Below are 12804 nucleotides of genomic sequence, written 5' to 3' on the forward strand. Positions count from 1 at the left end.
GGCGGCCTCCTCTCGGAGGACCCGGCCCGTTGTCGTAGCCGTCCGGCAGAATCGGCGCATGGACATCACCATCAGGCGCGCGAACCAGGCCGAGTTCGAGGCGCTCGGCGAGATCACGGCGGGCGCCTACCTCCACGACGAGCTCATCGACGGCGAGGACCCCTATCTGACGTCCCTGCGGGCCGTGGCCGACCGGGCCGCCGACGGGGAGGTACTCGTCGCCGTCGACACCGCCGGCACCCTGCTCGGCAGCGTGACCTTCGCGGCGTACGGGACGCGACACGCCGAGATCAGCCGGCCGGGCGAGGCGGAGTTCCGGGCCCTCGCGGTCGCGCACACGGCCCGCGGCCGGGGCGCGGGCGAGGCGCTCGTACGGGCCTGTGTGGAGCGCGCCAAGGCGTCGGGATGCCACGCGATCGTGCTCTCGACCCAGCCCACCATGCGCTCCGCCCACCGCATCTACGAGCGGCTGGGCTTCGTCAGGACCCCCGAGCGGGACTGGACCCCGGTGCCCGGCATCGACTTGATCGCCTACCGCCTGGCGCTCTGAGTCCGGTCCGCGTGAACGCCACGTGACACAAGATGTGGGGCCTCCTTCGTCCAACCGACCCAACATGTATGCTCGTGCTCGCTGTCACGCCAGGGGAATCCGGTGCGAATCCGGAACTGTCCCGCAACGGTGTATGTGTGCGCATTCCGCGTGCCCATGAGTCCGAAGACCTGCCGACAGCGCACCCGGTCCGTCCGGTCCGGGTGCCGACGACGTCCGGGCCTCGCGGAATGGGCCGGTGGACGCGGAGCGCCGCCCTGTCAGGCGGCGCCGATCCGTGACCCCATGCCTCCCGCGCGGCCCCGAGCCGAGCGAGGGAGTGCACCACGTGACCATCGCGCCAGCCGATCCGTTTGCCGCGGTCGCCGAGCAGGTCGAAGACGCCCCGGGTACAGCCCTGTTGCGTACCCTCACCGAGCTGACCGCGGATCTGCCCCACACGGATCCCGGCCGGGTCGCGGCCTCCGCACTCAAGGGCCGGCACGCCGGTTCGGACGAGGCGGAGCTGCGCGACCTGGCGACGGACGCGGCCGCCGGTCTGATCTCCGACGATCCGGCGTACGCCCGCCTCGCCGCGCGGCTGCTCACGCTCACCATCGCCGACGAGGCCGCCTCGCAAGGCGTGCGCAGCTTCACCGAGTCGGTGGCGACCGGACATCGCGAGGGCCTGATCGCGGACCGTACGGCCGAGTTCGCCGTCGCTCACGGCACGCGGCTCGACGCGCTGATCGACCCGGCCGCCGACGACCGCTTCGGCTACTTCGGGCTGCGGACGGTCTACAGCCGCTATCTGCTGCGCCACCCGCTGACCCGCAAGGTCATCGAGACCCCGCAGCACTTCATGCTGCGCGTCGCCTCCGGCCTGGCCGCCGACGGCTCGAACGCCGCGGTCGACGAAGTCGCCTCGCTCTACCGCCTGATGAGCCGACTCGACTATCTGCCGTCGTCGCCGACGCTCTTCAACTCCGGTACCAGGCACCCGCAGATGTCGTCCTGCTACCTCCTCGACTCCCCCGCGGACGAGCTCGACTCGATCTACGACCGCTACCACCAGGTCGCCCGCCTCTCCAAGCACGCCGGCGGCATCGGGCTCTCGTACTCCCGTATCCGCGCGCGGGGTTCGCTGATCCGCGGGACCAACGGGCACTCCAACGGCATCGTGCCGTTCCTCAAGACCCTCGACTCCTCGGTCGCCGCGGTGAACCAGGGCGGGCGGCGCAAGGGAGCGGCCGCCGTCTACCTGGAGACCTGGCACGCGGACATCGAGGAGTTCCTCGAACTGCGGGACAACACCGGCGAGGACGCCCGGCGCACCCACCACCTCAATCTGGCGCACTGGGTCCCCGACGAGTTCATGCGGCGCGTGGAGACGGACGGCAACTGGTCGCTGTTCTCGCCGGTGGACGTGCCGGAGCTCGTCGACCTGTGGGGCGAGGAGTTCGACGCCGCGTACCGCAGGGCCGAGGCGGCCGGGCTCGCCCGCAGGACGCTGCCCGCCCGTGATCTGTACGGCCGGATGATGCGCGCCCTCGCGCAGACCGGCAACGGCTGGATGACGTTCAAGGACGCGGCCAACCGCACCGCCAACCAGACCGCCGAACCCGGGAACGTCGTGCACTCGTCGAACCTGTGCACCGAGATCCTCGAGGTGACCGACGACGGCGAGACCGCCGTGTGCAACCTCGGTTCCGTGAACGTCGGCGCGTTCGTCACGGACGACGGCGCGATCGACTGGGAGCGGCTCGACGCGACCGTCCACACGGCGGTGACGTTCCTCGACCGGGTCGTGGACATCAACTTCTACCCGACCGAACAGGCCGGGCGCTCCAACTCCCGCTGGCGGCCGGTCGGTCTGGGCGCGATGGGCCTGCAGGACGTGTTCTTCAAGCTCCGGCTGCCCTTCGACTCCCCCGAGGCCAAGGCGCTCTCCACCCAGATCGCCGAGCGGATCATGCTCGCGGCGTACGAGGCCTCCGCCGACCTCGCCGAGAAGGACGGCCCGCTGCCGGCCTGGGCCCACACCCGGACCGCCCGCGGTGTCCTGCACCCGGACCACTACGGCGTCGAGACGCACTGGCCGGCGCGCTGGGCCGCACTGCGGGAACGTATCGCCGCGACCGGGATGCGCAACGCACTGCTCCTGGCCATCGCGCCGACCGCGACCATCGCCTCGATCGCCGGCGTCTACGAATGCATCGAGCCGCAGGTCTCCAACCTCTTCAAGCGCGAGACCCTGTCCGGCGAGTTCCTCCAGGTCAACTCGTATCTGGTGGAGGACCTCAAGCAGCTCGGCCAGTGGAATCCGGCGACCCGCGAGACGCTGCGGGACTCGGCCGGATCGGTGCAGGGCCTCACCGCGCTGCCCGCCGAGGTGCGCGACCTCTACCGCACGGCGTGGGAGATCCCGCAGCGCGCCCTGATCGACATGGCCGCGGCCCGCACGCCGTACCTCGACCAGGCGCAGTCCCTGAACCTGTTCCTGGAGACGCCGACCATCGGCAAGCTCAGCTCGATGTACGCGTACGCCTGGAAGAGCGGTCTGAAGACCACCTACTACCTGCGCTCCCGGCCCGCGACACGCATCGCCCGTGCGGCCGGCTCCGGCGCGGCGGACACGGCCGCCCCTGCCCCCGTGCAGCCTGCCGCCGAATCCGACGCGGTCGCCTGCTCCCTGGAAAACCCCGAATCCTGCGAGGCCTGCCAGTAATGCCCACCCGTCGCCCGACCACCAGCCCTCAAGGACAGCGCTCCGCGCAGGAAGCCATGACTATTCCAAGCCAGACCACCGAGTCCACCGAGTCCACCGGGTCCACCGGGTCCACCGGGTCCACCGGGTCCACCACCAAGAACCTGCTCGACCCGGGCTTCGAGCTCACGCTGCGCCCCATGCGCTACCCGGACTTCTACGAGCGCTACCGGGACGCCATCAAGAACACCTGGACCGTCGAGGAGGTCGACCTCCACTCGGACGTGTCCGACCTGGCGAAGCTGTCGCCGGGCGAGCAGCATCTGATCGGCCGTCTCGTCGCGTTCTTCGCGACCGGCGACTCGATCGTGGCGAACAACCTGGTGCTCACCCTGTACAAGCACATCAACTCCCCCGAGGCGCGGCTCTACTTGAGCCGGCAGCTGTTCGAGGAAGCCGTGCATGTGCAGTTCTATCTGACACTGCTCGACACCTACCTCCCCGACCCGGAGGACCGCACGGCCGCCTTCGCCGCGGTCGAGAGCATCCCGTCGATCCGCGAGAAGGCCGAGTTCTGCTTCAAGTGGATGGACTCGGTGGAGACGATCGACCAGTTGGAGTCCCGGTCCGACCGGCGCCGCTTCCTGCTGAACCTGATCTGCTTCGCCGCGTGCATCGAGGGCCTGTTCTTCTACGGCGCCTTCGCGTACGTGTACTGGTTCCGCTCCCGCGGTCTGCTGCACGGTCTCGCCACCGGCACCAACTGGGTGTTCCGGGACGAGACCATGCACATGAACTTCGCCTTCGAGGTGGTCGACACCGTCCGCAAGGAGGAGCCGGACCTCTTCGACGAGGACCTGGAGCGGCAGGTCGTCGAGATGCTCCGGGAGGCGGTCGACTCCGAGCTGCAGTTCGCCCGTGACCTGTGCGGGGACGGACTGCCGGGAATGAACACCGAGTCGATGCGCGAGTACCTGGAGTGCGTGGCCGACCAGCGGCTCGTACGTCTCGGTTTCGCGCCGGTGTACGGCTCGCAGAACCCGTTCTCCTTCATGGAGTTGCAGGGCGTTCAGGAGCTGACCAACTTCTTCGAGCGGCGGCCGTCCGCGTACCAGGTGGCGGTGGAGGGCTCGGTGTCGTTCGACGACGAGTTCTGAAGGCCCGGCACCGGGCCGGTGGAGCCGACGGGGGCTACGGGGGCTACGGGGGCTACGGGAGCCTGCCGGGGCGGATCGGGGATCCGGTCCTTCCCGGCAGGTCGGCGCTCGGCCTGCTTCAACTGCCGGTCGATGCGCCGGTCCTGGAGGTTGCCTGCGAGGGAGGGGGCGGCGAGCAGAAGGGCGACGCCGAGGACGGTGAGCCAGTCGTTGAGTGCGTTCATGTCTGCCACTCTCCCGCCGCGGGCCGCGCCGGGTGAGTGGCAGGACTGTCATGGTGCGTCGAATTGCTGCCAAGCCGTCGACGGCGTGTTCCCGGCGCCGCTACAAGGCCTCCGGTGCGACCGTCGAGGTGCCGGTGTCGAGTACGGCGTCGAAGGCGTCTAGCACCGGGACCTGCAGGTAGGCGCTCTGCAGCCGGGTGCGGTCGGGGCCTGCGAGGTGGCCGAGTGAGCGTGCCGCGCGCAGACCCGCCAGGCCGAACCCGATGCCGGCGGCCCTGAACTCGGCCTCGATGCTGCCGGGTTCGGGCGCCTCGAGCGGGGTGTCGGCGACGGTGAAGCCGAACGGCGCCTCCTCGTCCGGCCGCATGTCCGCGGTGTGGCCCACCGCACTGGTCAGCCCGAGGGCGAAGTACTCGTCCCCCAGGGCCTCGTGGAGGTGCTGGCCCATCGGCAGTCCGGTGAGGTGCCCGCCGAAGGAGATCGGGGACTTCAGGATGTGGGCGTTGTGGGCGGCCAGTACGACACGGGCCCCGGGCCCCTGCTGCTCCAGGTGCCACAGCAGCGACTCGGCCATCGACTTCTCCCGGGCGGAGGTGTCGGCCGTCAGCCCGCGCCCCGCGAAGAGGTCGGACATCGCACGGAACGTGTAGTCCGCGTGGACGGCCACCTCCAGACGCCGTACCGCCACCGCGTGGTCCTGGCGGTCACCTCGGGAGACATGGAGCGGCGCCAGTGAGCGGCAGCGGACGAGCAGGCGGGTCAACAGGGCGGTCAGCGCGTCCTGTCGGGACGCATCGAGCCGCTCCCACCGGGGCGCGGCAGCGGAGGCGGAGGGCCCGGCGAAGGACTCCGCGATCCGGATCGCCTCCTCGATCAGCGGCAGGACCTCCGGGTCCACCGCGCGCAGATGGTCGGCGACGGGGAGCAGTGCGGGCAGCAGCGAGCCACCGGCGGCCGGGATGTCCACTCCGGCGAAGCGCACGGGACGTTCGGCGCCGCGGTTGAACTGCCTTACCCAGCGCAGGGGTTCACCGACCCCCACCGGGATCGACCCGGCCAGAAGCTCCCCGAGGTCGCCCTCCGTGCCCTCCCCCTGCGCCCAGGCGTCCAGGGCGAAGCCCTCGCTGAAGCCGTACTCGAAGGCGAGGACGGTGAATCCGCAGCGTTCGACGAGGAAGCGCAGGACGCGGCCGCGCATCGCGGCGAACTCCTCGATGAAGTGCGAGTTCTCCCCCACGGCGACGACACGGGCGGTGCCGATCAGTTCGCGCAGCGGTTCCAGGTCGTCGAGCGGCGCCGCGGGATCGAGGTGGGTGAGTGAACTCGCGTGCTCGCGGAGCCAGTCGGCGAACGGAGTGGGAGCGTCAGACATGCGGCGGCTCGTTCCCCGGTGCGGCCGCCTCGAGGTCGTCGATGGTGCCGGACATGATCGTGCGGATGTGCTCGGTGATGTGCTCCGGCGGCCAGTCCCACCACGCGACGGCGAGCAGGCGGTCCACCTCGTCCTCGCTGTAGCGGCGGCGGATGAGGCGGGCCGGGTTGCCGCCCACGATGCCGTAGTCGGGTACGTCGTCGACCACGACGGCGCCGGAGGCGATGACCGCCCCGTGGCCGATGCGGACCCCGGGCATCACCAGGGTCCGGTAGCCGAACCAGACGTCGTTCCCGACGACGGTGTCACCGCGCCCCGGCAGCCCGGTGATGAGGTCGAAGTGCTCGGCCCAGGAGCCGCCCATGATCGGGAAGGGGAACGTCGAGGGACCGTCCATCCGGTGGTTGGCGCCGTTCATGAGGAACCGGGTTCCCTCGCCCAGAGCGCAGAACTTACCGATGACGAGCTTCTCCGGCCCGTAGTGATAGAGCACGTTCCGGGTCTCGAACGCGGTCGGGTCGTCCGGATCGTCGTAGTACGAGAACGCTCCGACCTCGATCAGCGGCGAGCTGACCAGCGGCTTGAGCAGCACCACCCGCGGCTGGTCCGGCATGGGGTGCACGACGTTCGGGTCGGCGGGGACGATGGGAGTCACGTGCTTGCTTCCTCTGCGGTCGGCCGGCGGGAGCGATGCTGCGGTACGGGCACGTACGGTCTACGGCGTGCGGGCCGTGGTGGATCCGAAGCCCAGCCAAGTGTGGCGATTGCCCCACCAGCACCAGCCGACCTTGGGCGCGTGCCGCCGCTCCTTGCCGTCCCGCCCTGTGCCGTTGCTGATCCAGATGGCGGGTGTACGGGCGTCGAGGGCGCCGTTCGCCTTGCGCAGCCGGGAGCCGATCGTCATGAAGCAGCGGTTGCGTTCCAGCGCCTGAGGCTGCTGCAGCACCCAGTGGATGCCTTCGGTCAGCAGCAGTGGGCTGCGCCCCTGCGCGGCGAGGGCGGGCAGCGCCTCCTCCGGGCTCCAGTCGGCCTTGTCGTCCCCGCGGTCGACTCCGGAGAGGAGGTACAGGGGCGCGTCGGGCGGTTCGCTGCCGTTGGGTGTGAAGTCGTCGACGTCGGCCATGTCGACGACCACGAAGCCGGGCTTGCCCTCGCGGCGGAGCAGCGGCGCGAGCGCGGAAGCAGGGGCCCGGTCCGGGTGGACGGCGAGCAGGGCGCCGTCGCCGGCCTCCCCGGCCCGCGCCGCGAACTCCCGCAGCTCGTCCGGGGAGAGCTGGGCGCGCGTGTGCACGCCGAGCCCGATCAGACGTTCCGCCTGGTCGGCGAGGGGCGGCAGAGGGGGCAGGGCGGTGTCGGGCGCTGCGGTCAAGGCGTTCCTCGCTGCGTGGTGGGTCGGGGTGACGGGTGGGCACGGCCCGGCAGCGGCCGTCGCCGCCGTACGGATCATCCTCACCGCACGCCCGCGCTGGAACAAGCGCCTTTCGCTCAACGGCAATTGACCCGGATCCATCCGATCCGCCCCCACGCGGCGAGCGTCAGCAGCGCCCCGATGTCCCGTAGCTCCGCGATGCCCCTCCCTACGGGCGACGACGAAGGTACCCCGGGTACCCCGCCGCTCACCAGGCTCTCCTCACCGCGCGGAACCTGCGGCAAGCTGGAGTCATGCTGAAGAACGTGGCCGCCGTACTGCTCGACGGAGTGCACCCCTTCGAACTCGGCGTGGTCTGCGAGGTGTTCGGGATCGACCGCAGCGACGAGGGCCTGCCGGTGTACGACTTCGCGGTGGTCTCCGGCGAGGGCCCGCGGCTCGACACCCACGCGGGATTCTCGCTCCTGGTCGAGCACGGTCTGGAACGGCTCGAGGAGGCGGACCTGATCGCGGTGCCCGCGGGGATGTCGTATCTGCACCGCGACTTCCCCGAGGAGCTTCTCGACGCGCTGCGCAGGGCCGTGGACCGCGGCGCCCGGGTCCTCTCGGTCTGCTCGGGGGTCTTCGTGCTCGGCTCCGCGGGGCTGCTCGACGACCGGCCCTGCACGGTGCACTGGCGGCATGTGGCGGACCTGACGGCCCGCTACCCACGCGCCCGGGTCGAACCGGACGTGCTGTACGTCGCGTCGGGCCGGGTGGTCACCTCGGCGGGCACGGCGGCCGGGATCGACGCCTGTCTGCACATCGTGCGCGAGGAGCACGGCACCGAGGTGGCCAATACGATCGCGCGCCGCATGGTGGTTCCGCCGCACCGGGACGGCGGCCAGGCGCAGTTCGTGGAGCGCCCGCTGCCGCGTACCCGGTGCGACACCGTGGGCGGGGTGCTCGCCTGGATGGAACGCCATCTGGACGAGGAGATCACGGTGGAGATGCTCGCGGAGCGGGCCCACATGTCGCCGCGCACCTTCGCCCGCCGGTTCAAGGAGGAGACGGGCACCACGCCGTACCGCTGGCTGCTCAGGCAACGGGTGCTGTTCGCCCAGGAGTTGCTCGAAGGCTCCGACGACACGGTGGACGCGATCGCCGACCGCGCGGGCTTCGGCAACGCGGCGGCCCTGCGCCACCACTTCCTCGCATCGCTCGGAACCACACCGCATTCCTACCGGCGTACGTTCCGGGGGCCGGGGCGGGAAGTGGCCTGAGTGCGTCGCCGGCACGCTGCCGCCTGCCGGTGAGGCCTCCCGCCGGAGGGCCGCCTCGATCGCCGGAGGGGCTTGGAGAAGACCCCTCCGGCAACGGCTTTCCCGAGGGGCTCAGATCCCGCAGGACGGCGCCTTCCAGGTGCGGCCCGACCGGTGGTCGACGTGCGTGTGGTCGTTGTGGCCCGGGTAGCCGGGGCCGAGTATCCCGTTGAACCCGTGATTGCGAGCCGCCTTCGCCAGCGTGCAGAGCGAGTGCGGGCCGGAGCCCAGGTCCGCCGAATCCCCGTACAGGTGACGGCTGTTGGTCGCGCCGCCGACCGCCGCGTTGCACGACTTGGAGCGGAATCCGCTGGTCACCCGGATCGACTTGTCGCCGAGCGCGTGCCGCATCGCCTGCAGCTTCCACATGGTGCGCAGTGCGTTGTTCTTGGCGGTCGCCGCGCTCACGTTGCCGCCCGCCCAGCTGGAGTTGCACTTATTGAGCTCGGCGAAGTCGAAGTTCGCGGGCGAGCAGTCCGAGTCCTGCAGGGCGTAGATCTTGGCGAAGGTCTTGGCACCGGCGACACCGTCGGCGGTGAGGCCGTACGCCTTCTGGAAGCGGGTCACGGCCGCCTTGGTGGCGGCACCGTACGAGCCGTCGATCGCCAGGACCGAACCGGTGCCGGGGTAGCCGGCCACCCGGATCTGGAGCTGGGTGACCGCGGCCCCCTTCGATCCCTCACGCAGCGTGCCCGACCACGTGTAGCAGGAGTCGGCGCTCGCCGACGACGTCGAGACCGCGGAGCCGGCGAAGACGCCTGCCGCGACCATGACAAAGGACAGTAAGAGGCGCACGGGGCGCTTGTGTCTCAGCATGGGCTGAGACTGGCGGGGGTCCACGGGGCACGTCAACACCCTGTGGAAAAGCATCAGTTGTCGGACCAAAGACGGCCGCGGACCCCTCGGGTACCGGCCGTACCCGACCTCCCGTACCACCGGTACCGAGCCCTGGACCTGCTACGACGCACGCCGTGCGGCCCGGCGTCGACCGGTCCGCACGGCGTCGCGGGGCTCAGGAGTTGGGCACCGTCTCGTAGCGGGGCGTGCCCTCCTCCATCTGCCGCAGGGCGTCCTTGCGCTCGCGCTTGGAGAGGCGGTCGATGTAGAGGTACCCGTAGAGGTGGTCCGTCTCGTGCTGCAGGCAGCGGGCGAAGTAGCCGGTGCCGCGCACCCGGATCTCGTTGCCCCGCTCGTCACGCCCCGTGACCACGGCGTAGTCGGGCCGGGCGAGCGGCGCGTACGCGGTCGGGACGGAGAGGCAGCCCTCGTTCGACTCGTCCAGGGAGCGGTCGCCGGCCGGGAGCTCCTCGAGGACCGGATTGCAGATCACGCCGGTGTGCCGGGCGCCGTCGTCGTCCGGGCAGTCGTACACGAAGACCTTCAGGTCGACGCCGATCTGGTTCGCCGCGAGACCCACGCCCTCGGCCGCCCGCTGGCTGGCGAACATGTCGTCGACCAGCGACGCGAGCTCGGCGTCGAACTCCGTGACGTCCCGGCACTCCTTGTGCAGCACGGGATTGCCGACCACGGTGACCGGACGGACCGAGCCGCGCTCGCGGTACGCCGTCTCGCGCTCCTCGCAGTCCTCGGTGTCCACGACGAAGCCCTCGTCGTCGACCGGGAGCACCCCGGTGTACTGCTGCTCAGTGTCCTGCTGCGCCATGTCCGACGTACGCCTTCCTCGACAAGCCGTTGATGGCATACAGCCTACGGGGCCGCACGGACCCGCCGAGGCCGGATACCCGGAGGGCGGTCCGGCACGGGACCGCTCAGCAGACCTCTTCGAGGTCGCGCCAGTCGCGGGAGTCCGGGCTGTCCGCCACCCAGCCGTCGAGCAGTCCGCGGACCAGGCCGGAGGGTGCCGCGATGCCGCACTCGCGCTCGGGCACCCACAGGGCTCCGGGGCTGCGGTGGCCGAGCGGGCCCGGGTGGCCGGGTTCACTGTGGTCGTGCGGGTCGAGGTGCTCGCCGTCGCCCTCGTCGCTCGGCATCCGGCTCTCCGAACACATCCGGCACAGCAGCCGCACCGAGGACGACCAGTCCTCCGCCGCGAAGCCGGCCTCGGCCGCGAGCCGCTCCAGGGCGTCCCGGTCCGCCTCGGTGGCCGCCTCCAGGAGCACCACCCAGGTCGGCACCGGCGAGGGCGCCCACAGCTCGATCTCGTCGAAGACGGGGTACGAGTGACCGGCGGCCGTGGTCCGCTCGCCGTGCGGGACCCCGTCGTGCAGCACGACCTCGCCCCAGCGGCGCCCCGAGGACGGCAGCGGGATCGACAGGATCTCGAGCCGGGCCGGATCGAGCCTGCGGCCCCAGACCACCTCGGCCTCGCCCTCGGGCGAGAGCCGAACCGCCGCGCTGCCCAGGTCCATGCCGTGCGGTTCGCCCGCGGCGGCCGCACCGCCGGGGACCTTGAGGCCGTACGCCTGCCAGGCACGCCGCGCGAGGGGCCAGTCCTGCAGGGCGGTCGCGGCGATGCCGACGTTCCACCAGTCGGGGGCGCCGGTCTCGCGGTCGAGCAGGGCGACGGCGCGCAGGCCCGCGGCGCGCGCCTGCTCCCAGTCGTGCCGGAACTTGTGCAGCAGCGCCAGGTTGAACCAGGACTCGGAGAGCCAGGGCTCCAGATCGGCGGCCCGCGTGAGCAGCGCTCCCGCGTCCTCGTAGCGGCCGTCCCCGATCAGCGTGAAAGCCCGGTCGGTGGCCTGCCGCCACGAGGCGGAGGGCCGGTGCCGTCCCTTGCCGAAGATCCTCACGATTCCCGCCTGCCAGGTTCACTGGGAACTGTCCTGTGCCGGGCCTGTGCCCCCGGGCACCCATGACTACTCACTACTTCGCATCCAACCATGCCCCGTCTGCGGCCCGCTCATTACCCATGGGTTACCCAGGAGGCACCCGGATCAGACCGCCGCAGAGCGAGCCGGTCCGCCCCGCGAAAGGACCCTGGCCAGGGATTCAACGATCTCGGCCTGGTAGTCGTGCCCGGTTCCCAGGCGCAGCCGCTCCACCGCGGCCAGCGCCCCGCCGGGCCCGTCCCCGCGGGCCATCTCGTCGTACGCGTTCGCCGTACGCACAATCCTGGCGGTCAGCGGCTGCTCCCGGAAGGGGTCGGCCTGCCGTTCCACGACGACCGCGACCTCGCGGGCGACACCGGTCTGGCGCACCACGGCCCCGCCGAGCAAGGCGATCCGGCGCTGGTCGGCGGCCGGCAGCTCGGCGGTCGCACCGGCCGGGACCGGGTCCACCAGGGACAGCTGGCCGATGTCGTGCATCAGGGCCGCGTACTCGAGCACCTGCAGGTCCGGGCCGGTGAGCCCCAGGTCGCGGCCGATGGCTCGGCTGAGCAGGGCGACCCGGCGGGCATGGCCCTGCGGGGTGTACCCGGCGATCTCGGTGGCCCGGGCGAGTGAGGTGATGGTCTGCCGGTAGGTGGTGCGGACCTCGGTGTAGCGGCGGAAGGCCAACTGGGTCAGGAGCAGCGGTACGCAGAACACCGGCAGCGCCCAGAGCCCGCCGACCGCGACCGAGAGCGCCATCACGGCGCCGGTCGCCCCCACGGCCGAGACGATCCCCGTCATCGCGCGCAGCTGGTCGCGCAGCAGCGGCCCGTACGGCAGCGGGGTGCCGCCGGTGCGGCGGAAGGCGTCCGGCAGGGTGCGGGCACGGGCGAGCGCTGCGGCGAGCACGGCGTCGTTGAGCGCGGTGAGGACCAGCACGAGGACGATCCACAGGGCGTAGAACGGACCACGGCCCACGAGGTGGTCGAGCAGGCCGGTGTTGTACGGGGTCTGGAAGCAGACGGCGGCGAAGCCGACGGTCAGGGTCCGGCGCGTGAGGTGCTCGAGCGCCCGGCCGCGCCCGGCGGCGATGTGCGGCACCGAGCCCGCCAGCGTGGCGGCACAGACCACGGCGACGACCTGGAGTACGCCGTGCTGGGCGGGACGGCCCGCGATGTCGCCGAGCAGGGCGTAGGCGAGGGCGCCGGCGGCTCCGAGCGGGGCGGGCTCGCGCTGGCTGCCGCCCCAGCGAGCCAGCTCGCCGAGCAGGATCAGGGCGCCGAAGGCGAGCGTCGCGCCACGTTCGTCCAGGCCGTACCGGAGGGTGTGGGCGAGCGCGAAGGCGCCGGCCAGGGCGGCCGCGCCGTGGATCAG

General features: G+C 71.5%; 12 protein-coding genes and 1 riboswitch. Of the genes, 4 read left to right on the plus strand and 8 right to left on the minus strand.

Annotated features, from left to right (window positions below; genetic code table 11):
• The first annotated feature begins 58 nt into the window (after positions 1 to 58).
• The 3 genes from DSC45_RS15985 to DSC45_RS15995 all read left to right on the plus strand — a co-directional run bounded on the left by DSC45_RS15985 (position 59) and on the right by DSC45_RS15995 (position 4393).
• A complete protein-coding gene (locus DSC45_RS15985) occupies positions 59 to 550 on the plus strand; it encodes a GNAT family N-acetyltransferase (RefSeq protein WP_119291413.1) in 492 nt (163 codons plus the stop codon).
• Positions 551 to 601: 51 nt separating this feature from the next.
• Positions 602 to 743: riboswitch (cobalamin riboswitch) on the plus strand.
• 135 nt (positions 744 to 878) lie between these two features.
• Positions 879 to 3257: a ribonucleoside-diphosphate reductase subunit alpha gene (locus DSC45_RS15990; RefSeq protein ID WP_119291415.1), complete on the plus strand. Its 2379-nt coding sequence runs from the start codon at positions 879 to 881 to the stop codon at positions 3255 to 3257.
• 179 nt (positions 3258 to 3436) lie between these two features.
• A complete protein-coding gene (locus DSC45_RS15995) occupies positions 3437 to 4393 on the plus strand; it encodes a ribonucleotide-diphosphate reductase subunit beta (RefSeq protein ID WP_240434683.1) in 957 nt (318 codons plus the stop codon).
• Here the strand turns inward: DSC45_RS15995 and DSC45_RS16000 are convergent.
• From DSC45_RS16000 to DSC45_RS16015, 4 genes are all read right to left on the minus strand, one after another.
• A complete protein-coding gene (locus DSC45_RS16000; protein ID WP_119291416.1) occupies positions 4306 to 4617 on the minus strand; it encodes a hypothetical protein in 312 nt (103 codons plus the stop codon). The genes DSC45_RS15995 and DSC45_RS16000 overlap by 88 nt on opposite strands.
• 100 nt (positions 4618 to 4717) lie before the next feature.
• Positions 4718 to 5989, minus strand: coding sequence for an erythromycin esterase family protein (locus DSC45_RS16005; protein ID WP_119291418.1), 1272 nt, complete (start codon positions 5987 to 5989; stop codon positions 4718 to 4720).
• Positions 5982 to 6602 (minus strand): CatB-related O-acetyltransferase, encoded by a 621-nt coding sequence (locus DSC45_RS16010; RefSeq protein ID WP_119291833.1) that lies wholly within the window; start codon positions 6600 to 6602, stop codon positions 5982 to 5984. Before DSC45_RS16010 ends, DSC45_RS16005 begins: the two co-directional genes overlap by 8 nt.
• A gap of 102 nt (positions 6603 to 6704) precedes the next feature.
• Positions 6705 to 7358 (minus strand): DUF5701 family protein, encoded by a 654-nt coding sequence (locus tag DSC45_RS16015; protein WP_119291420.1) that lies wholly within the window; start codon positions 7356 to 7358, stop codon positions 6705 to 6707.
• A gap of 293 nt (positions 7359 to 7651) precedes the next feature.
• Between DSC45_RS16015 and DSC45_RS16020 the strand changes: the two genes are divergently transcribed.
• A complete protein-coding gene (locus tag DSC45_RS16020) occupies positions 7652 to 8620 on the plus strand; it encodes a helix-turn-helix domain-containing protein (RefSeq protein ID WP_119291421.1) in 969 nt (322 codons plus the stop codon).
• A 111-nt stretch (positions 8621 to 8731) separates the two neighbouring features.
• Here the strand turns inward: DSC45_RS16020 and DSC45_RS16025 are convergent, their stop codons facing one another.
• The 4 genes from DSC45_RS16025 to DSC45_RS16040 all read right to left on the minus strand — a co-directional run bounded on the left by DSC45_RS16025 (position 8732) and on the right by DSC45_RS16040 (position 12804).
• Positions 8732 to 9475: a D-Ala-D-Ala carboxypeptidase family metallohydrolase gene (locus DSC45_RS16025; protein WP_240434661.1), complete on the minus strand. Its 744-nt coding sequence runs from the start codon at positions 9473 to 9475 to the stop codon at positions 8732 to 8734.
• 196 nt (positions 9476 to 9671) lie between these two features.
• Positions 9672 to 10322 (minus strand): peptide deformylase, encoded by a 651-nt coding sequence (gene def, locus DSC45_RS16030; protein WP_119291425.1) that lies wholly within the window; start codon positions 10320 to 10322, stop codon positions 9672 to 9674.
• Positions 10323 to 10428: 106 nt separating this feature from the next.
• A complete protein-coding gene (locus DSC45_RS16035; RefSeq protein ID WP_119291427.1) occupies positions 10429 to 11409 on the minus strand; it encodes a tetratricopeptide repeat protein in 981 nt (326 codons plus the stop codon).
• A 144-nt stretch (positions 11410 to 11553) separates the two neighbouring features.
• Positions 11554 to 12804 carry an HD-GYP domain-containing protein gene (locus tag DSC45_RS16040; RefSeq protein ID WP_119291835.1) on the minus strand — a complete coding sequence of 417 codons (1251 nt, stop codon included), beginning with the start codon at positions 12802 to 12804 and terminating at the stop codon, positions 11554 to 11556.

The organism is Streptomyces sp. YIM 130001 (assembly GCF_003574445.1).
GTDB lineage: Bacteria > Actinomycetota > Actinomycetes > Streptomycetales > Streptomycetaceae > Streptomyces.